At 66.4% G+C, this 19,801-nt stretch carries 17 protein-coding genes; 9 read left to right on the top strand and 8 right to left on the bottom strand.

Annotation, left to right across the window (positions count from 1 at the left end; translation table 11 throughout):
• The first annotated feature begins 70 nt into the window (after nt 1-70).
• The 3 genes from K2L43_RS18345 (at nt 71) to rsmA (ending at nt 4,743) form a co-directional block, all read left to right on the top strand.
• Nucleotides 71-2,524: an LPS-assembly protein LptD gene (locus tag K2L43_RS18345; protein ID WP_047349231.1), complete on the top strand. Its 2,454-nt coding sequence runs from the start codon at nt 71-73 to the stop codon at nt 2,522-2,524.
• 63 nt (nt 2,525-2,587) lie between these two features.
• Nucleotides 2,588-3,985, top strand: coding sequence for a peptidylprolyl isomerase (locus tag K2L43_RS18340; protein ID WP_255580496.1), 1,398 nt, complete (start codon nt 2,588-2,590; stop codon nt 3,983-3,985).
• Nucleotides 3,982-4,743 (top strand): 16S rRNA (adenine(1518)-N(6)/adenine(1519)-N(6))-dimethyltransferase RsmA, encoded by a 762-nt coding sequence (rsmA, locus tag K2L43_RS18335; RefSeq protein WP_047349233.1) that lies wholly within the window; start codon nt 3,982-3,984, stop codon nt 4,741-4,743. The genes K2L43_RS18340 and rsmA overlap by 4 nt, the downstream gene beginning before the upstream one ends.
• Before the next feature lie 294 nt (nt 4,744-5,037).
• Here the strand turns inward: rsmA and K2L43_RS18325 are convergent, their stop codons facing one another.
• From K2L43_RS18325 to K2L43_RS18300, 7 genes are all read right to left on the bottom strand, one after another.
• Nucleotides 5,038-5,463, bottom strand: coding sequence for a barstar family protein (locus K2L43_RS18325; RefSeq protein WP_011807186.1), 426 nt, complete (start codon nt 5,461-5,463; stop codon nt 5,038-5,040).
• A gap of 140 nt (nt 5,464-5,603) precedes the next feature.
• Nucleotides 5,604-6,008 (bottom strand): ribonuclease domain-containing protein, encoded by a 405-nt coding sequence (locus K2L43_RS18320; RefSeq protein WP_011807185.1) that lies wholly within the window; start codon nt 6,006-6,008, stop codon nt 5,604-5,606.
• A gap of 154 nt (nt 6,009-6,162) precedes the next feature.
• Entirely contained in the window at nt 6,163-8,475 is a 2,313-nt protein-coding gene (locus K2L43_RS18315) for an NADP-dependent malic enzyme (protein WP_047349234.1), read from the bottom strand.
• Between the two features lie 255 nt (nt 8,476-8,730).
• The gene (locus K2L43_RS19140) at nt 8,731-9,393 is read right to left on the bottom strand and encodes a GGDEF domain-containing protein (RefSeq protein WP_255580495.1); all 663 of its coding nucleotides are present in this window, start codon (nt 9,391-9,393) and stop codon (nt 8,731-8,733) included.
• A 45-nt stretch (nt 9,394-9,438) separates the two neighbouring features.
• Nucleotides 9,439-9,870, bottom strand: a complete 432-nt coding sequence (locus tag K2L43_RS19135; RefSeq protein ID WP_255580494.1) for an MASE2 domain-containing protein — start codon at nt 9,868-9,870, stop codon at nt 9,439-9,441.
• An 83-nt stretch (nt 9,871-9,953) separates the two neighbouring features.
• A complete protein-coding gene (locus tag K2L43_RS18305; RefSeq protein WP_220638206.1) occupies nt 9,954-11,471 on the bottom strand; it encodes a CoA-acylating methylmalonate-semialdehyde dehydrogenase in 1,518 nt (505 codons plus the stop codon).
• Between the two features lie 67 nt (nt 11,472-11,538).
• The gene (locus K2L43_RS18300; RefSeq protein ID WP_047349237.1) at nt 11,539-12,897 is read right to left on the bottom strand and encodes an aspartate aminotransferase family protein; all 1,359 of its coding nucleotides are present in this window, start codon (nt 12,895-12,897) and stop codon (nt 11,539-11,541) included.
• 86 nt (nt 12,898-12,983) lie between these two features.
• On the opposite strand from K2L43_RS18300, the gene K2L43_RS18295 reads away from it, so the two are divergent.
• A complete protein-coding gene (locus tag K2L43_RS18295) occupies nt 12,984-13,922 on the top strand; it encodes a LysR family transcriptional regulator (RefSeq protein ID WP_220638205.1) in 939 nt (312 codons plus the stop codon).
• Between the two features lie 54 nt (nt 13,923-13,976).
• Entirely contained in the window at nt 13,977-14,282 is a 306-nt protein-coding gene (locus K2L43_RS18290; RefSeq protein ID WP_011807180.1) for a flagellar basal body protein, read from the top strand.
• Between the two features lie 438 nt (nt 14,283-14,720).
• Here K2L43_RS18290 and K2L43_RS18285 read toward each other — a convergent pair whose 3' ends face one another.
• The gene (locus K2L43_RS18285) at nt 14,721-14,987 is read right to left on the bottom strand and encodes a DUF2061 domain-containing protein (protein WP_011807179.1); all 267 of its coding nucleotides are present in this window, start codon (nt 14,985-14,987) and stop codon (nt 14,721-14,723) included.
• A 159-nt stretch (nt 14,988-15,146) separates the two neighbouring features.
• Between K2L43_RS18285 and K2L43_RS18280 the strand changes: the two genes are divergently transcribed.
• From K2L43_RS18280 to K2L43_RS18265, 4 genes are all read left to right on the top strand, one after another.
• Nucleotides 15,147-16,208, top strand: coding sequence for an SPFH domain-containing protein (locus K2L43_RS18280; protein ID WP_220638204.1), 1,062 nt, complete (start codon nt 15,147-15,149; stop codon nt 16,206-16,208).
• An 82-nt stretch (nt 16,209-16,290) separates the two neighbouring features.
• Nucleotides 16,291-17,787 (top strand): DUF4178 domain-containing protein, encoded by a 1,497-nt coding sequence (locus K2L43_RS18275; RefSeq protein ID WP_220638203.1) that lies wholly within the window; start codon nt 16,291-16,293, stop codon nt 17,785-17,787.
• 49 nt (nt 17,788-17,836) lie between these two features.
• On the top strand, nt 17,837-18,058 hold the full coding sequence (locus tag K2L43_RS18270; RefSeq protein ID WP_015914656.1) for a DUF350 domain-containing protein: 222 nt from the start codon (nt 17,837-17,839) through the stop codon (nt 18,056-18,058).
• A gap of 79 nt (nt 18,059-18,137) precedes the next feature.
• Nucleotides 18,138-19,799, top strand: coding sequence for a site-specific DNA-methyltransferase (locus K2L43_RS18265; protein ID WP_220638202.1), 1,662 nt, complete (start codon nt 18,138-18,140; stop codon nt 19,797-19,799).
• Nucleotides 19,800-19,801: the final 2 nt, after the last annotated feature.

The following is a 19,801-nucleotide window of genomic DNA, read 5'->3' as shown; positions in this document are numbered from 1 at the left end:
CAAACCCGGCCTTCCCCGGCGGGGTGGCCCGCGGTGCCCGTGCCTAGCGGCCCGCCGTCCGTCGCAATCCATGGATCGTCTCCCCTTGCCCCACGCCCTGCACGTCCCGACGCACCGCCCATTCGCCGCGCCCCTGCCTCCGCGCCGCATGCTGGCGCGGCTGGCGGCCCTGATGCTGTGCGGCGTGCCACTGGCCGTGCTGGCCCAGGCACAGCCGTCCCAAGATGCTGCGCCGGCCGAGCCACCGCCGGCGCTGCGCTCCAGCCCGCGCTTGCAGGAGGTGCTGCCCTACGGCATCCGCCAGCAACTGCCGGTGTTCGTGCGCGGAGACCGCGTGACGGGCCAACCGGACATCCAGGCCACGATCGAGGGCAACGCCGAGCTGCGCCGCGGCGACACGGTGGTGCATGCCGACCGCATGCAATACGACGTGGCCGATGACCGCGCGCGCGCCAGCGGCAACGTGCTCATCAACCGCGCGGGCAACCGGTATGAAGGCTCGCAGCTGGACCTGCGCGTGGAGGCCTTCACCGGCTTCTTCAGCGACGCGCGCTACCGCTTCCTGGAGACCGCGGCGCATGGCCAGGCCTCGCGCGTGGACTTCCTCGACCGCGACCGTTCCGTGGTGCACAACGCCACCTACACCACCTGCGAGCGCACCGACGAGGCCAGTTGGCAGCCCGACTGGATCCTGCGCGCCGAGCGCATCCACCTGGACCGCGTGGAGGACGTGGGCACGGCCGAGAATGGCGTGCTGGAGTTCAAGGGCGTGCCGGTGCTGCCGATTCCGCGCATCACCTTCCCGCTGTCGGACCGGCGCAAGTCCGGCCTGCTGCCGCCCACGCTCGGGCTGGACAGCGTCAGCGGCTTCGAGTACGCGCAGCCGTACTACTGGAACATCGCGCCCAACCGCGACGCCACCATCACGCCTACGGTCATGACGCGGCGCGGCGTGGCCCTGGGCACGGAGTTCCGCTACCTGGAGCCGCGCTACAGCGGCGAGCTGACGGCCGACTACATGCCCAACGACCGGCTGCGCGACCGCGACCGCTGGGCCTACGGCATCAAGCACCGCGCCACCTTTGACACGCCCGCAGGCGGCGTGGGACTGGGCATCGACATCAAGCGCGTGAGCGACGACAACTACTGGCGCGATTTTTCCCAGCGCAACAGTGGCCGCAGCGGCGTGAACGACCAGCTCACCCAGCGCCTGCTGCCGGGCGACGCGACGCTGAACTGGGCGCGCGGCGAGCATTCGCTGCTGCTGCGCACCCTCAAGTGGCAAACGCTGCAGGACGTGAACGCGCCCATCATCCCGCCCTACGACCGCATGCCGCAGCTGCGCTGGGAGTACCGGCCGCTGCAGCTGGCCGGCGGGCTGGATGCGAGTGTCGAGGCCGACTACACCAGCTTTCACGCCGACCGCGCCTACACCGGCCAGCCCAACGCCAAGCGCAGCTACACCATGGCGCAGGTCAGCCGGCCGTTCCTGGCGCCGGCGGGTTTCATCACACCGCGCGTGCAGTTGCACAGCACGCACTACGAGTTCGATGCGCCGCTGGCCAACGGCCAGCGCACCGCCAGCCGCACGCTGCCCACGTTCAGCCTGGACAGCGGCCTGGTGTTCGAGCGCGACGCCCGCTATTTCGGCCGCGACTTCCTGCAGACCCTGGAGCCGCGCGCCTTCTATACCTACACCCCGTACCGCGACCAGCGCCTGCTGCCGATCTACGACACCGCGGTGAACGACTTCAACTTCGCGTCGATCTACACCGAGAACGCCTTTGGCGGACAGGACCGGCTGGCCGACAACAACCTGCTCACGCTGGGCGTGACCACGCGCCTGCTCGACCCCGACACCGGCGCCGAGGCCGCGCGCTTCGGCGTGGCACAGCGCGTGCGCTTCTCCGACCAGGAAGTCACCATGCCCGGCGGCTCGCCGGTGAACGAGCGGCTGTCGGACGTGCTGCTGGGCGCGGGCATCAACTGGACGCCGCAGTGGGGCTTCGACTCCACGGTGCAATACAACCCCAAGACCGGCCGGTCCCTGCGCACCACGGTGGGGGCGCGCTATTCGCCCGGCAACTACCGCACGGTGAGCGCGGCCTACCGCATGCAGAAGGTCACCGGCCTGATCACCGAGCCCAGCGAGCAGATCGATGTGGGCTGGCAGTGGCCGCTCAACGACCTGTGGGGCGACCGCGGCGACAAGCCCTCCTCTGCCGGGGGGCGCTGGTACAGCGTGGGGCGGCTGAACTACAGCCTGCAGGACCGCAAACTGGTGGACACCGTGGTGGGCCTGGAGTACGAGAGCTGCTGCTGGATCGGCCGCGTGGTGCTGGAGCGCCTGCAGCGCAGCGTTACGTCGTCCAACACCCGGCTCATGTTCCAGATCGAGTTCATCGGCTTCTCGCGCCTGTCGCTGGGCTCCAACCCGCTGTCCAGCCTCAAGCAGAATGTGCCGCGCTACCAGTTCCTGCGCGAAAGCGTGTCCACACCCAGCCGCTTCACCCAGTACGATTGATTGCCTTGCGCGCCGCCCCGCTGGGGCGACGCGCCGCCTTGCACCATGAATTTGCACCACGCCATGAAACACCGTGCCTTGACCCTGGGCCTGGTCTGCCTGACCGCCGTCGCACCGCTGGTGCCCATGAGCGCCCATGCGCAGGGGCTGCGCCCGTCGGCCACCGGCCAGCCGCGGCTGCCCTCCGCAGCGACGCTGCTGCCGCCGGCCGGGGCGACGGCCTCCAATGCGCCGCGGCAGGCGGATTACATCGTCGCCGTGGTCAATTCCGAGCCCATCACCAACAACGAGGTGCGCCAGCGCACCGAGCGCGTGGTGCAGCAGATCGCCAGCCAGGGCGGCAAGGTTCCGCCGCAGGAGCTGCTGGCCAAGGAGGTGCTGGAGCGCCTGATCCTGGAGAAGATCCAGGTGCAGCAGGCCAAGGAGACCGGCATCAAGGTGGACGACTATGCCGTCAGCCAGGCCGAGCAGTCGGTGGCGCGGCAGAACAGCATCAGCGTGGACGAAATGCACCGGCGCCTGGCCGCCGATGGCATCAGCAAGGAGCGCTTTCGCGAAGAACTGCGCAACCAGCTGCTGGCGCTGCGCCTGCGCGAGCGCGACGTGGAGTCGCGCGTGCGTGTGAGCGACCTGGAGGTGGACCAGTACCTGCGCGAGCAGCGGCAGGCCGCCGGCCCGGGCAAGCTGGAACTCAACCTGGGCCACATCCTGGTGAAAGTGCCCGAGAACGCCGGCCCGGGCGAGGTGGCCCAGCGCTCGGCGCGCGCGCAGGAGGCGCTGGCCAAGGTGCAGGCGGGTGGCGACTTTGGCGCCGTGGCGCGCGAGTATTCCGATGCGCCCGAAGGCGCCAACGGCGGACTGCTGGGCCTGCGCCCGGCCGACCGCTATCCCGAGTTGTTCGTGAACGCCACGCAGCAAGCCAGCGTGGGCAGCGTGGTCGGCCCGGTGCGCTCGCCCGCGGGCTTTCACATCCTGAAGGTGGTGGACAAGACCCAGAGCGGCGTGCCCACCACGGCCGTGCAGAGCCACGCGCGCCACATTCTGCTGCGCACCAATGCCAACCTGTCGGAACGCCAGGCGGCCGAGCGGCTGGAGGATCTGCGCGATCGCGTCGCGCGCGGCGGCGCCGACTTCGCGGCGCTGGCACGCGAGTATTCGCAGGACGGCAGCGCCAAGGACGGCGGCGACCTGGGCTGGGCATCGCCCGGGCGCTACGTGCCCGAATTCGAAGAGGCGCTCAATGCCCTGCGCCCTGGCGAGATCAGCCGCCCCGTGGTGTCGCGCTTTGGGGTGCACCTGATCCAGCTGCTGGAGCGCCGCGAGGCCAAGCTCACCCCGCGCGAGCAGCGTGACATGGTGCGCGACACCGTGCGCGAAAAGAAGCTCGACGAGGCCTTCGCCACCTGGATCCAGGAAGCCCGGGGTCGGGCCTACGTGGAATACCGCGACGCTCCGCAATGAAGCACATCCCGCGCAAGCGCTTCGGCCAGCACTTCCTGAGCGACCAGGGCATCATCGATGCGATCGTGCGCGCCATCGCGCCCGAGCCCGGGCAGCCCATGGTGGAGATCGGCCCGGGGCTGGCGGCGCTGACCCAGCCGCTGGTCGAACGCCTGGGCCGGCTCACAGTGGTCGAACTGGACCGCGACCTGGCCGCGCGGCTGCGTCAGCACGGGCAGCTCGATGTCATCGAGTCCGATGTGCTGAAAGTGGACTTTGCGCAGGTAGCGCAAGCGCTGAATGCTCCCAAAATAAGAGTAGTCGGCAACCTGCCCTACAACATCTCCACGCCCATCCTGTTCCATCTGCTGGCGCACGTGCGGGTCATTGCGGACCAGCATTTCATGCTGCAAAAGGAAGTCATCGACCGCATGGTGGCCGCGCCGGCGACCAGCGCCTATGGCCGGCTGTCGGTGATGCTGCAATGGCGCTACGCCATGGAGAACGTGCTGTTCGTGCCGCCCGAGAGCTTCGATCCGCCGCCGCGCGTGGACAGTGCGGTGGTGCGCATGGTGCCGCACGAAGCGCCCGAGGCGCTGTCGATGCCCGTGCTGGAGGAGTTGGTGCAGGTGGCCTTCAGCCAGCGGCGCAAGCTGTTGCGCCACACGCTGGGCCGCTGGCTCGAAGCGCGGCAGTTTGCCGGCACGTTCGACACCCAGCGCCGGGCCGAGGAGGTGCCAGTGAGCGAGTACGTCGCATTGGCGCAGGAATGCTCCTGAAATAGGAGCTGCTCGCGCTTATTGGTAGGGCGCTAACGCCCGATTTGATTCAAAGCGCAAAATCGTGACCGGTCGGAGCAGGGCTGCGGCCGGTCATGCTTCATCACGCGGCCGTGAGCCAGTAGCCAGCGTTGAAGGGGCTGCTCATGCGCAGCGCCATGGGGGAGACGTCCACCAGCTTGTCGGTGGGCATCTTCTCGCCCACGGGATCGATCGCGATCTCTATGGCCTGGGAGGCAGCACTGCCGTGCTCCTCCTGCGCCCGTTCCGCCTGGCCGGCGGTTGCAGAACGGGCTACAGAAAAGAATAGAAGCAGCGGAACGGGATCTTGCGGTCGCCCCAGTAGTCGGCGGCATCGCGGAAGATGTCCAGCAGCTGCTCGCGGGCTTCCTTGTCGAACTTGGCCGTGATCGGGATCTGCTCCAGCACCACGATGAAGCCCGGCTGCGGGCCCGACTTGTGCAGCGGATCGGTCATGCAGTCGTACAGCGCGTCGAAGTTCTTGCCGAAGTGCGCCGGGAAGGTGAACTGCGTGGCGATCAGGTCCAGGATGTCCTGCTTGGACTGCGCATGTGCCAGATTGGCATACAGGAAGTGGTGGCCCATGGCGCGCGCCGTGTCCTGCAGGTCGTGCACCCGGAAGGCACGGATCGACTGCACGATATTGGGGCGCACACCGCGCAGAAGCGTTTCCTGGTCTTTACGAAGTGGCGTTTCCATCTCCGTTGCTCTTTCTTTTAGAGGTCCACGAATAAGAAGTATCCGACAGCCTGGCGAAGGCGGCTAGCGGAAGAAAAACCGTTGGTGCGATGCATCAGGGGCCTTGCCAGGGGATTTGCCGCAAGGGGCATTCCTGGCGTTCATTCCCTGATTTCTCGAAAGCTCGCGTAATGGTCGCTGGTGAAATAGCAGGCGTCCGGTGTGCGGGGAGCGCCCCCGCACACGATGCGCCGCGCTCCCCGGTGGCGCACGCCGGGCGTGCGCACCGTGTATTCGCGGTAATAGCCGCGTTTCTTCAGGGGGAGCAGACGCTCGCGGTTGCCGAATACCGAACCATCCTTGTCGTACGGGAACGGCCCACCCTCATGGATCAGCGCATAGGTGGCCCGCCCCTGCGGGGGGAGCTCAGCCAGCGAGATGGGAGGATTGGCGGCAGTGTCAGGGAGCTGCCGCGCGGACACCACCACGGGCGCAAGCGTGACCGCAGCACCCAGAACGCACGCCCCCATTGCCTTATACGCCCGGATGGCGACAGCCTGCAACATCCACTACACCTTTCAGAAACTACGGGTTAACCCGAAATTTCGACCCGCTAGTGTGACAAAAAGGCGCACATAAGGCAAGCGCCTGCCCAAAAAATGGGCAGGAACGAAGGGCAATTGTCAGCGCCCACTCGTAGAGCGGCGCTTGTCATGGCCGTTATCGGGCCGCGTTGGCATCCGCCACGGTGAGGGCGGTCATATTGACGATGCGGCGCACCGTGGCGCTGGCGGTGAGAATGTGCACCGGCTCAGCCGCGCCCAGCAGCACCGGGCCAATGGCGATATTGCCGCCAGCGGCGGTCTTGAGCAGGTTGTAGGAGATGTTGGCCGCGTCGATGTTGGGCATGACCAGCAGGTTGGCGTCGCCCGCCAGCGTGCCATGGGGCATGAGGGCCGAGCGGGCCTTGCCGTCCAGCGCCACGTCGCCGTGCATTTCGCCGTCCACCTCCAGCCAGGGCGCCTGTACGCGCAGCAGGTCCAGCGTCTGGCGCATCTTCACCGCGCTGGGTTGGTTGCTGGACCCGAAGTTGGAGTGCGACAGCAACGCTGCCTTGGGCTTGATGCCGAAGCGCATCATCTCCTCGGCCGCCATGATGGTGATCTCGGCGAGCTGCTCGGCCGTGGGGTCGTAGTTCACATGGGTGTCCACCACGAACACCTGGCGATCGGGCAGTAGCAGGCCGTTCATGCAGGCGTAGGTGTTCACGCCGGCGCGCTTGCCGATCACCTGGTCGATGTACTGCAGATGGTGCGATGTGTGGCCCCAGGTGCCGCAGATCAGGCCGTCGACCTCGCCCTTGTGCAACAGCATCGAGCCGATCAGCGTCAGGCGCCGGCGCATCTCGATCTTGGCGATGGGCACCGTCACGCCCTTGCGCTCGGTCATGCGGTGGTAGGTTTGCCAGAAGTCGCGGTAGCGGTGGTCCTGCTCCACGTTGACCACGTCGTAGTCCTGGCCCTCTTTCAGGCGCAAGCCGAATTTCTCGATGCGCTGGGCGATGATGGCCGGGCGGCCGATGAGCGTGGGGCGCGCGATCTTCTCGTCCACCACGATCTGCGCGGCGCGCAGCACGCGCTCTTCCTCGCCCTCGGAGAAGGCTACGCGCTTCTTGGGAGCCACCTTGGCCGCCGTGAAGATCGGCTTCATCGTCGTGCCGGAGGCGTAGACGAAGGTCTGCAGATGGTCGCGGTAGGCGTCCATGTCGGCCACGGGGCGCTGGGCCACGCCGCTGTCGGCCGCGGCCTGCGCCACCGCCGGTGCGATCTTCATCATCAGGCGCGGGTCGAACGGCTTGGGAATCAGGTAGTCCGGGCCGAAGGCCAGCGGCTCGCCGACATAGGCGGCAGCCACCACTTCGCTCTGCTCGGCCTGGGCCAGCTCGGCGATGGCATGAACGGCGGCGATCTCCATCTCGGTGGTGATCGTCGTGGCGCCGCAGTCCAGCGCGCCGCGGAAGATGTACGGGAAGCACAGGACGTTGTTGACCTGGTTCGGATGGTCGGTGCGGCCGGTGGCGATGATGGCGTCGTCGCGGACCGCCTTCACGTCTTCGGGCGAGATCTCGGGGTTGGGGTTGGCCAGCGCGAAGATCAGCGGGCGCGCGTTCATTTTGCGGACCATGTCTTGCTTGAGCACGCCGCCGGCCGACAGGCCAAGGAACACGTCGGCACCCTCGATCACCTCCGCCAGCGTGCGGGCGGACGTCTTCTGGGCGTATTGCACCTTGTCCTCGTCCATGAGCTCGGTGCGTCCTTCGTAGACCACGCCGGCCAGGTCGGTCACCCAGATGTTTTCCCGTGGAATGCCCAGCTTGACCAGCAGGCCCAGGCAGGCCAACGCGGCCGCGCCGGCGCCCGAGGTCACGAGCTTGATCTTCTTGGGGTCCTTGCCGGCCACCTTCAGGCCGTTGAGGATGGCGGCGCCCACGACGATGGCCGTGCCGTGCTGATCGTCATGGAACACCGGAATGCTCATGCGCTCGCGCAGCTTGCGCTCGATGTAGAAGCAGTCTGGGGCCTTGATGTCTTCCAGGTTGATGCCGCCGAACGTGGGCTCCAGCGAGGCAATGATCTCGATGAGCTTGTCCGGGTCCTTCTCGTTGATCTCGATGTCGAACACATCGATGCCCGAGAACTTCTTGAACAGGACGCCCTTGCCTTCCATCACCGGCTTGCCGGCCAGCGGGCCGATATCGCCCAGGCCCAGCACGGCCGTGCCGTTGGTCACCACGCCGACCAGGTTGCCGCGGGCGGTGTAGCGAAAGGCAGCGGCGGGGTCCTTGACGATCTCTTCGCAGGGCGCGGCCACGCCGGGGGAATAGGCCAGTGCCAAGTCATGCTGATTGACCATCTGCTTGGTCGCAGCAATCGTGATCTTGCCGGGCTGGGGAAACTCGTGATATTCGAGTGCGGCACGACGCAGCAGGGCGCGCTTGTCGGACGTGGGGGGGGCCGCGGGGGTATCGGGCATTGAGGCGTCTCCAGCTCAAAAGTCAGGGGGCTGACGCCGCGCCCGAACCGCCGGGGCGGGTTGTCAGCTGATCGCGAGCCTGCCGCGATCGCCTGCCGGCCTTCAAGGGCTGCGAAGCAGGAAAGGAGCGCAAACAGGCTCTGAGGGGCCGCGATTGTAGGGGAGGCTTGCGTGGAAACCCTGGTACGCAGACATGCGTATGTGGGTGAAACAGTTTTACCGCAGGTTGCGATCGGACCTTGTATGCCCGACGGCTCAGGCCATCAACGTGCTGTCCGCCGTTTGCTCGGTGGGAGGCCTGGCACTACTGGTCACGCGATTGCGGCCGGCCTGTTGGGCGGCGTACATCGCCTGGTCGGCGCAAGCGATGAGCGCCTGGGGCGTATCGCCTTGGTCCGGGAAGGCCGCCACGCTGCAGGACAGGGTGGCAGTCAATTCCGCGCTTGGAGCACGGATACGCAGCGCTTCGAAAGCCCGCCGCAGTTCCTGTGCGCGCTCGATCGCCACGGCCAGTGGGGTGTTGTCGAGCACCACCACGAACTCCTCGCCTCCCAGGCGGCAGGCTGCGTCCTCGGGGCGCACATGCTGCAGCAGCAACTGCGCCATTGCCTGCAGCACCAGGTCGCCGGTGCTATGGCCATGTGCATCGTTGATGCTCTTGAAATGGTCGATGTCGAGCAGCAACAGCGACAGCGGCTGTCCTTCGCTGCGGCAGCGTTCCAGCGTGGCCGCCAACACGGTGTCCAGTTGGCGGCGGTTGGACAGCCCGGTCAGTGGGTCGCGCAGGGCTTGTTCGCTCAACTGGACCTGCAGCGACTGGATTTCCTCGAACTGTTTGCGCAACTGCGCATGCACCCTGTGCTGGGCTATGGCGCGGTGATAGCCATCGCTGGCGAATGCGAACAGATACAGCCCCATGGCCGTTATGCAGAGCAGGGAGGTGCGCAGGTCCGTGTCGGGCTTCTACGTCAGCGGGGCCACTATCGTCGCCAGTGCAACGCCGGTGGCAATTCCCACAACGAGGCGAATACCCCCTCGGGCGCCGTGGAAGACCACGACGTTGATGCAGCCCGATGCGACCAGCATGAAGGTGATCCACAGCGGGAAGCCCAGGATGCCAGCCCACAGGCCAAACAGGACGACGTCGGTGTCCAGGTTCTGCATTTCTGCGCGCAGCGGGTCGACCGCGTGTCGTGCCCGCCAGTAGGCGGCCTGGGGAAAGACCAGGTAGTTCAAGGCCAGCAACACCCACGTCCATCCTGGCGCGTCGGTGACGAGCAGATGCGAACCCAGCGCCAGAAAAAGCAACGGGTAGAAGATCGTGCGATCGCGCCGGTTCATGCGCACGGTCCAATGCACGCTGCTGCGGGAAGAGGGATCGGGGGGCAGCTTCATGGGCAGACAAATTGTTGTGAACAACTGTAATAGCGATGCCGACGCCTGCCCAGCAGCCGCATTTCTCAACCCCCGCCGTGCCGTCAGCGGCTGCTCGGGAAGCTGAACACCGCCCCCTCGCGTACGCCGGCCGAGGGCCAGCGCTGGGTGATCGTCTTGCGCTTGGTGTAGAAGCGCACGGCATCCGGCCCATAGGCGTGCAGGTCGCCGAACAGGCTGCGCTTCCAGCCGCCGAACGAGTGGTAGGCCACCGGCACGGGCAGCGGCACATTCACGCCCACCATGCCGACCTGGATGTGGTCGGTGAAGTAGCGGGCGGCTTCGCCGTCGCGCGTGAAGATGCAGGTGCCGTTGCCGTATTCGTGGTCGTTGATGAGCTGCATGGCTTCCTGCAGCGTCTTCACGCGCACCACGCCGAGCACGGGGCCGAAGATTTCTTCCTGGTAGATCTTCATGCCGGGCTTGACGTTGTCGAACAGGCAGGCGCCCAGGAAGTAGCCTTCCTCGTGGCCCGCCACCTTCACGCCACGGCCATCCACCACCAGCGTGGCGCCCTCGGCCACGCCGCTGTCCACATAGGCCTTCACTTTCTCGAAGTGCGGCTTGGTCACCAGCGGGCCCATGTCGTTGCTGTTGTCGGTGCCGGGGCCCACCTTCATCTTGGCGATCTCGGTCTTCAGGCCGGCGATCACGGCGTCACCCACTTCGTCGCCCACGGCCACCAGCAGGGGGATGGCCATGCAGCGCTCGCCGCAAGATCCATAGGCCGCGCCCATCAGCGCGCTCACGGCGTTGTCCACATCGGCGTCGGGCATCAGCACCGCATGGTTCTTGGCGCCGCCCAGGGCCTGCACGCGCTTGCCGTGCTTGCAGCCTTCGGCGTAGATGTATTCGGCGATGGGCGTGGAGCCGACGAAGCTCACGGCCTTGACGCGCGGGTCTTGCAGCAGCGTGTCCACGGCCAGCTTGTCGCCGTTGACCACGTTGAGCACGCCGGGCGGCAGGCCGGCTTCCAGCGCGAGCTGGGCGATGAACAGGGTGGACGAGGGGTCGCGCTCGGAGGGCTTGAGCACGAAGGTGTTGCCGCAGGCCACGGCCATGGGCCACATCCACAGCGGCACCATGGCCGGGAAGTTGAAGGGCGTGATGCCGGCGGTGATGCCCAGTGCCTGGAACTCGCTCCACGAGTCGATGCCGGGGCCCACGTTGCGGCTGTGCTCGCCCTTGAGCAGCTCGGGCGCGTAGCTGGCGTATTCCACGTTCTCGATGCCGCGCTGCAGCTCGCCGTGCGCGTCGGCCAACACCTTGCCGTGCTCGGCGGTGATCAGGGCGGCGATCTTGTCGGCGTTTTCTTCGAGCAGCACCTTCAGCTTGGCTAAGACGCGCGCGCGCTTGAGCGGCGGCGTGTTGCGCCAGGCGGGGAAGGCGGCCTCGGCCGAAGCAATGGCGGCTTCCACCGTGGCCTGGCTCGCCAGCGCCACGCTGGTGGTCGATTGGCCGGTGGCGGGATTGAACACGGGCTGCGTGCGCTCGGTGTCGGCAACAAGCTTGCCATCGATCAGGTGGCCGACGGTGGTGGTGACGTTCTTGTCGTGGTGCATGATGTTCTAAGCTAAAACGGGCTCTAGCGCTTATCCATCAAGCGCCAGCAGCTATCAAAACAGGAGTTCAAGCGGTCTCGTGCAGAGCGTCGCCCAGGGCGCTGACCAGTCGGTCGATCTCGGCCTGGGTGCTGATGAACGGGGGGGCGAGCTGGATGGTGTCGCCACCGTAGCGCACGTAGAAGCCCTTGTCCCAGCACTTCATGGCGATCTCGTAGGGGCGCTTGGCGGGTTCGCCGGGCAGGGCGCTGATGGTGATGCCGGCGGCCAGGCCGTAGTTGCGGATGTCGGCCACGTGCTTGGCGCCTTTCAGGCCGTGTACGGCGTTCTCGAAGTAGGGCGCCAGCGCCTTCACGCGGCCGGGCATGTCTTCCTTTTGCAGTATGTCGAGCACCGCGTTGCCCGCCGCGCAGGCCACGGGGTGGGCCGAGTAGGTGTAGCCGTGCGGGAACTCCAGCATGTACTCGGGGCCGCCCTGCGCCATGAAGGTGTCGTAGATCTCCTTGGTGGCGATCACGCCGCCCAGGGGCTGGGCGCCATTGGTCACCTGCTTGGCGAAGTTCAGGATGTCGGGCGTCACGCCAAAGGCCTCCGCCCCGGTCCAGGTGCCGCAGCGGCCAAAGCCGGTGATGACCTCGTCAAAAATCAGCAGGATGTTGTTCTGCGTGCAGATCTCGCGGATGCGCTCCAGGTAGCCCTTCGGCGGGATCACCACGCCGGCCGAGCCCGAGAAGGGCTCCACGATCACCGCAGCGATGTTGCTCGCGTCGTGCAGCGCGATCACGTCGAGCAGCTTGTCGGCCAGCGCGCGGCCGCCGTCCTCGGCCATGCCCTTCTGGAAGGTGCCGGCCGGCGGCTGGGTGTGGGGAATGTGGTCCGCCTCCACGCCCTGGCCGAACAGCTTGCGGTTGCCCACGATGCCGCCGACCGAGATGCCACCGTAGTTCACGCCGTGGTAGCCCTTCTCGCGGCCGATCAGGCGCGTCTTGGTGCCCTGGCCCTTGGCACGCCAGTAGGCGCGCGCCATCTTGAGTGAGGTGTCGGCCGACTCGGAGCCGGAGCCGGTGAAGAACACATAGTCCAGCCCGGCGGGCGTCAGTTCCTTGAGCTTGTTGGCCAGCGCGAACGACGCGGGGTGGCCGAACTGGAAGGCCGGCGCGTAGTCCAGCGTGGCGGCGGCGCGGCCGATGGCCTGGGCCACCTCCGTGCGGCCGTGGCCCAGGCCCGAGCACCACAGGCCCGAGAGGCCGTCAAAAATCTTGCGCCCTTCGGCGTCGGTGTAGTAGGCGCCCTGGCCGCTCACGATCATGCGCGGCTGGGCCTTGAAGTTGCGGTTGCCGGTGAAGGGCATCCAGTGGGCTTCCAGCCAGGCGGCGTCGGTGCGTACGGCGGCTGCGGGGTTGGGGTCAATGACGGCGAAGCTCATGGCGATCTCCTGAAGGGAATGCGCGCATTGTTGGTCACGGTAATAATCCGTTGAAGCAACAAATATCCACATTCACTTAGCAATCCATGCAAGTAAAAAACGCCCGCCGTCCGCGCGCCGTGCTGGGGCAGCTGTCCGACATGGACCTGCGCCTGCTGCAGGTGTTCAAGGCCGTGGTCGAGTGCGGCGGCATGGCCGCGGCCGAGCTGGAGCTGAACATCGGCACCAGCACCGTGAGCCGCCATGTGAAGGACCTGGAGACGCGCCTGGGCCTGACGCTGTGCCGGCGCGGGCGCGCGGGCTTTGCGCTCACGCCCGAGGGACAGCGGGTCTATGAGGAGACGCTGCGCCTGCTGGCCTCGGTGCGCGGCTTTCTGGGCAGCATCGACGACATCCACGACCGCATGGGCGGACAACTCGCTGTGGCGGTGTTCGACAAGACGGCGAGCAACCCGGCCGCGCGCATCGGCGACGCCATCGCCACTTTTACGGCGGAAGCGCCCGACGTGCAGCTGCAGCTGCATGTGGGGTCGATCAACGCCATCGAGCGCGGCGTGATCGACGGCAGCTTCCAGGTGGGCATCATCCCCGCCCACCGCAGCTCGCAGAGCCTGGTCTATTCAGACCTGTTCGGCGAGACCATGCTGCTGTATTGCGGCGCGGGCCACCCGCTGTTCGGCGCACCCCACGACGATCTGGACTGGGACGCCGTGCGCCGCTACCCGTTCGCGGGGCTGGGCTACCACTCGCCCAACATGGAGCTGAGCCACGAGGCGCGCCTGACGCGCGCGGCCACGGGGTTTGACCAGGAGTCCATCGCCACGCTGGTGCTGTCGGGGCGCTTTCTGGGCTTTCTGCCCGACCACTATGCCGAGAGCTTCGAGCGCCAGGGCCGCATGCAGCCCGTGCGGCCCGCGCTGTTCCGCTACGACTGCCGCTTCGTCAGCCTGGTGCGCCGCTCACCCGCGCCCAGCCGGGCCGCGCAACTGCTGCAGCGCTGCCTGCTGCAGGCGCATGGGGTCTGACGGCCCGCCCGGGTCGCTCAAGCGCCGGGCCGCGCTGCCGATAATGCAAGGCATATGACCACCCTTGCCGCCATCGCCCAATCCGGCCTGCAGGCCGCGCAGCTGCGCCTGGACAGCAGTGCCCACAACGTGGCCAACCTGAACACCCCGGGCTTTCGGCGCCAGACGGTGGACCAGCAGGCCGCACCGGCGCCGGGCGGCGTGCAGGCGCGCGTGGCAGCGCCTGCGGCCGCGCCCGGCGTGGCGCTGGAAGCGGAGGCCGTGGAGCAGATCAGTGCCACCTATGCCTTCCAGGCCAACCTGCTGGTGTTGCGCCGCGCCGACGAGATGGCGGGCGCGTTGCTGGACGTGCGGGCCTGACGCTGTCGGTTTAGGGCCTGTTCACACTATTTTTGCCAGTGCGAATGGCGTGAAAACCGCGCCAATCTAGGCGCGTGACGACGCCAAGGCCGGGGCCTTGGCTAGGAGGGCAACGACGAATGGCGTGGTTTTCACTCCGTTCCCTCCGGGTTGCGATCAAAAAGGGCCATTCGCGGCGTTGCCAAGCCTCGCTGGGGTAGCACCCCAGCTTCGTTTGGCGCCTTGCGCCTGGCCCTTTTTGATCGCAACGCATCTGGCAAAAATAGTGTGAACAGGCCCTAGATGAAAAGTGCCTCTGGCGCTTATCTGGCAAGCGCTAATAGCTACGTAAATAAGAGCAATCGCAACCCGCTAGCCCATCATGCGGCCCGGGCGAGGTGCGCGAGTTGCTGTGCCAGCCAGTCGGTAAACGACTCCGACCCCAGGTGGGCCGGGGTCTCAGGCGGCATGCGCATGGGCGGCCTCCGCAGGGGCGTGTGCCTGTGCCTCGCGGCGCTGGCGGGCGCGCTCCCAGGCCTTTTCATGGAAGAAGAAGGCCACAGCCTGCACCGTGGGCTCCAGCAGGCTGAGGGTGAGCGACGCAATCAGATTGCCCGTGACGGCATACGCCACCAGGGCGGCCACGCAGATGTGGATCACGTAATAGCTGCCGGTCTTGGCCAGCGTGGGCAGGTTGTGGCGGGCGGCGATGCGGATGCGGGACATGGTGTTCTCCTGTAGCGGTATGTGGAGAATGCTAGTCATTCGCATTTGGTTTGGCCAATTGTTCGTGGCTAAGTTGCAGATAGAAACTGTCGAATCGCCGCGGATATGATGGCCGCTCTCTTTTTTCAACCTCTCAACCGACCCGAACGGGAGCACCGCATGGCCCTCATGGACTTCATCAAGAAGCAGTTCATCGACATCCTCCAGTGGACCGAGGACGGCGATGGCACGCTGGCCTGGCGCTTCCCGATGGAGGGGATGGAAATCCAGAACGGCGGCACGCTGGTGGTGCGCGAGTCGCAGATGGCGGTGTTCGTCAACGAAGGCCAGGTGGCCGACGTGTTCGGCCCCGGCACCTACAAGCTGACCACGCAGACGCTGCCGGTGCTGACCTACCTGAAGAACTGGGACAAGCTGTTCCAGTCGCCGTTCAAGAGCGACGTGTACTTCTTCAGCACGCGCCAGCAGGTGGACCAGAAGTGGGGAACGCCCCAGCCCATCACCATCCGCGACAAGGACTTCGGCGCGGTGCGCCTGCGCGCCTTCGGCAACTATGCGTACCGCATCGCGGACCCGAAGCTGTTCCACACCGAGATCTCGGGCACGCGCGAGTCCTACTCCTCGGCGGACCTGGAGGGCCAGCTGCGCGGCCTGGTGCTGCAGAACATCAGCAACGCCATCGCGGGCAGCGGCCTGCCGTTCCTCGACCTCGCGGCCAACCAGGTGATGTTTGCCGACGCGCTGGCGCACGAACTGCAGCCCGCGTTCGCCAAGATCGGCCTGAAGCTCGAATCGATGACGGTGCAGAACGTCTCGCTGCCCGAAGAGCTGCAGAAGATCCTCGACCAGAAGATCGGCATGGGCATGGTCGGCAACGACATGGGCAAGTTCATGCAGTACCAGACGGCGCAGGCCATCCCGAAGTTCGCCGAAGGCGCAGCGGGTGGTGGAAACGGTGGCGGCAGCGTGGCGGGCGACGCCATGGGCCTGGGCGCCGGTGTGGCGCTGGGCCAGGTGCTGGCGCAGAACCTGCAACAGGGCCTGCAGGGCGGCGCTGCGCCATCGGCCCCGCAGGCCGCGCCTGTCGCCGCGCCGGTGGGTGTGCGGCCCGAGGAAGTGATGGCCACGCTGGAGAAGCTCGGCGAGCTCAAGTCCAAGGGCATCCTCACGCAGGAGGAGTTCGACGCGAAGAAGGCGGAGCTGCTCAAGAAGCTCATCTGACGCGCGTACACTCTCTTTTTAGTAGCTGCCAGCGCTTGCCACACAAGCACTGGAGGCCAAAAACACCTTAGATCCACGACGCATGGCCGACAGCGGCACCCAGCGGACCTACCGCGCGCCCTGCCCGGGCTGCGGCGCGCCGGTCGAATTCAAGAGCGCGCAATCCACCCATGCCATCTGCGCCTACTGCCACAGCACCGTGGTGCGCAGCGGCGAGGTGCTGCAGCGCCTGGGCCGCATGGCCGAGGTCTTCGACGACCACAGCCCGCTGCAGCTCATGGCCAGCGGACGCATCGCGCTGGACGGCCAGACGCTGCCGTTCACGCTGATCGGCCGCCTGCAATACCAGGGCGAGGAAGGCCGCTGGACCGAGTGGGTTGCCTTCCTGCAGGACGGCAGCACCGCCACGCTCAGCGAGGACAACGGCGCCTATGTCTTCACCCGCCCGGCCACGCTGGGGCGGGAATTGCCCGAAGCCGAGCGCTTTCGCGTCGGCATGACCACGGCCGTGGCCGGCCAGCCGTTCAGCGTGGCGGCCAATGTGCGCGCACAACTCGTCGCGGCCGAGGGCGAGGTGCCGAAGCTGCCGCCGCTGGGCACGCCGTTCCAGGTGGTGGAGCTGCGCTCGGCCGACGGCGAGGTGCTCTCCATCGACTACGGCACCCAGCCCCCCCAGGTGCAGCGCGGCCGGGCGGTGCGGCTGGAGGATCTGCAGTTCCAGGGCCTGAAGGACGAGTCCGCCAAGGAGGAAAAGGGCCGCCAGTTGAGCTGCCCCCATTGCGGCGCGCCGGTGCAGGTGCAGCTGTCCAGCACCAAGAGCTGCACCTGCCCGTCGTGCCACAGCCTGATCGACCTGAGCGCGGGTTTGGGTGGCGAGCTGCGCCATGCCGCACAGTACGAACCGGTGCAACCGCTGATCCCGCTGGGCAGCGTGGGACAGTTCGAGGGCGCGCCATGGCAGGTGGTGGGCTTTCAGCACCGCACGGGCGTGGAGCCCGGGGATGACGAGCACTTCGGCTGGGAGGAGTACCTGCTGTACCACCGCCAGCGGGGCTTCCTGTTCCTGGTGGACGCCAGCGATGGCTGGAGCCTGGTGCGCCCCGCCACGGGCGCGCCGCAGCACAAGCCGGGCGCGCCCGCCGCCACCTACCTGGGCACGCAGTACCGCCTGACCTCCACCTACCAGGCCGAGACCAACTATGTGGCGGGCGAGTTCTACTGGCCCGTGGAACGCGGCCAGAAGACCAGCAACAGCGACTTTGCCGCCGTGAACGGCAAGGGCCTGCTGTCGCGCGAGCAGTCGCGCAGCGAGGTCACCTGGTCGCACGGCCAGCGCATGGACTCCAGCGCAGTCGCCCAGGCCTTCAAGCTGGGCGACAAGGCGGCGCTGTTCCGCCGCCAGGACGCGGGGCCCGTCGCCGCGGGCTCTGGCATCGGCTGCGGCACGGTGATCGTGATCCTCATCGTGCTGATCATCCTGCTGGTGCTCATGAGCAACTGCTCGGGCTCTTCAGGCGGGTACTACCGCAGCTCGGGTGGCTCGTTCGGTGGCTACAGCACGGGCGGCGGCCACAAGTGACGACTTTTGTGACACCTTCTTCTCTCAACCCTTCCAAGGAGCAAACGCCATGATGGGAATCGAATGGCTTCGGCCCGCGGCCTTCCTCGGGTCCATCCTCTACGCGCTGATCGGCGTGGTCATCTTCTGGCTGTGCTTCTGGCTGATCGACAAGATCACGCCCACCGACCTGTGGGCCGAGATCGTGGAAAAGCAGAACCGCGCCCTGGCGATGGTGGTGGCCGCCATGTGCCTGGGCATCAGCATCATCGTGGCGGCGGCCATTCACTGAAGGCTCGGGCCGGGCAATGCCTGCACCACAATAGCGGGCTTGCCTTGCGCCCCCCGCTGCGGGCCTTTGACTGCCTGATATGCCCACCCTCGACTGGCTCAACCGCTCCACCGCCTTCACCACCGCCGCCCAGGTGCCCTACCGGCTGCTGGACACCGTTTCAACCCACGGGAACCAGCACCAAGCCCATGACAACCTGCTGATTCAGGGCGACAACCTCGAAGCGCTCAAGGCACTGCTGCCGTTTTACCGGGGCAAGGTGAAGTGCATCTTCATCGACCCGCCGTACAACACGCAAAGCGCGTTCGAGCACTACGACGACAACCTGGAGCACAGCCAGTGGCTGTCGATGATGTTGCCGCGCCTGCAACTGCTGCGTGAGTTGCTGAGCGAGGACGGATCGATCTGGGTGACTATCGACGACAACGAAGGGCATTACCTCAAGGTGTTGATGGATGAGGTGTTTGGGCGGCGGAATTTTGTGGCGACTTTTGTATGGCAAAAAGTCGATAGCCCCAACGACAACAAACCGGCAATTACTCCCGATCACGAATTTTTGCTGAGCTATGCGCGGAATGCCAAGGAAACCGTTTTCCAGAAAAAAAAAGCTGAGTCACTTGTAGAAGCCTATGGGATCGTCGATGAACAAGGTCGCCGATGTCGTGACCGCTTGCTGAAAAAGAATGGCAAGAACAGCCTTCGAAGTGACCGACCTTCGATGTATTTCAGACTCGACGCTCCAGACGGTACCCCGGTATGGCCTGTCCACGACGACGGACGTGAGGCCCGATGGTCCCATAGCCAAAGAGGCATTGATGAAGCACGTAACGAGGGACGGCTGATATGGAAGCAACGCGAACGAAATGGATTGGCAATTTGGATTCCATACATTCGCGAGTTTGCTCCAGCAACCCCTGTACGACCGCACCCGACTATTCTTCTCGACGTAAAGACGAGTAGACAAGCCAAAGCTCATCAGCGTGAGCTGCTGCCAGACGCAGAGCAGTTCGACACTGTAAAACCAGAACAACTGCTGGAGCGAGTATTCGAGATCGCCACCAACCCCGGCGACCTGGTTCTCGACAGCTTCCTCGGCTCCGGCACCACCGCCGCCGTGGCGCACAAGATGGGCCGCCGCTGGATCGGCATTGAGATGGGCGAACACGCCGCCACGCACTGCCTGCCCCGGCTGGAGAAGGTGGTAGCGGGCGAGCAGGGCGGCATCAGCCAGGCGGTGGGCTGGCAGGGCGGCGGCGGCTTTCGCTTCGCCCGCCTGGGTGCTCCCGTTTTTGACGCACAAGGCTGCATCCACCCCGAGGTACGCTTCGCCACGCTGGCGGCTTTTGTCTGGCAACAGGAGACGGGCACCGCCTTCGACTCCGCCAACGGCCAGGCGGGCACGCCCTGGCTCGGTACGCACTCTGTTTTTGATAGCCTCTCGCGCTTGCCTGATGCACCCGAGGCCGCAATTCCACCTGAAACCGAGCCTCCCGAGCTGGTGCTGCGCAGCCGCACGGCCTACTACCTGCTCTTCAACGGCATCCTGGGCGACAAGCGCCCGGCCAGCGGCAATGTGCTCACGCGCGCCGTCCTCGATGCACTCTTGCAACTGCACGCCGCTACGCCCCATCCCGACGCCCCGCTGGTGGTCTATGGCGAGGCCAACCGCCTGGGCCCCGAGACGCTGGCGCGTGCGCGGGTGACGTTCAAGCACATTCCGTATGACGTGAAGGCGAGGTGAAT

This window comes from Diaphorobacter sp. MNS-0, assembly GCF_019602835.1.
In the GTDB taxonomy this organism is placed as follows: domain Bacteria; phylum Pseudomonadota; class Gammaproteobacteria; order Burkholderiales; family Burkholderiaceae_C; genus Diaphorobacter; species Diaphorobacter nitroreducens.
This window is presented reverse-complemented; position numbering and strand designations above follow the sequence as displayed.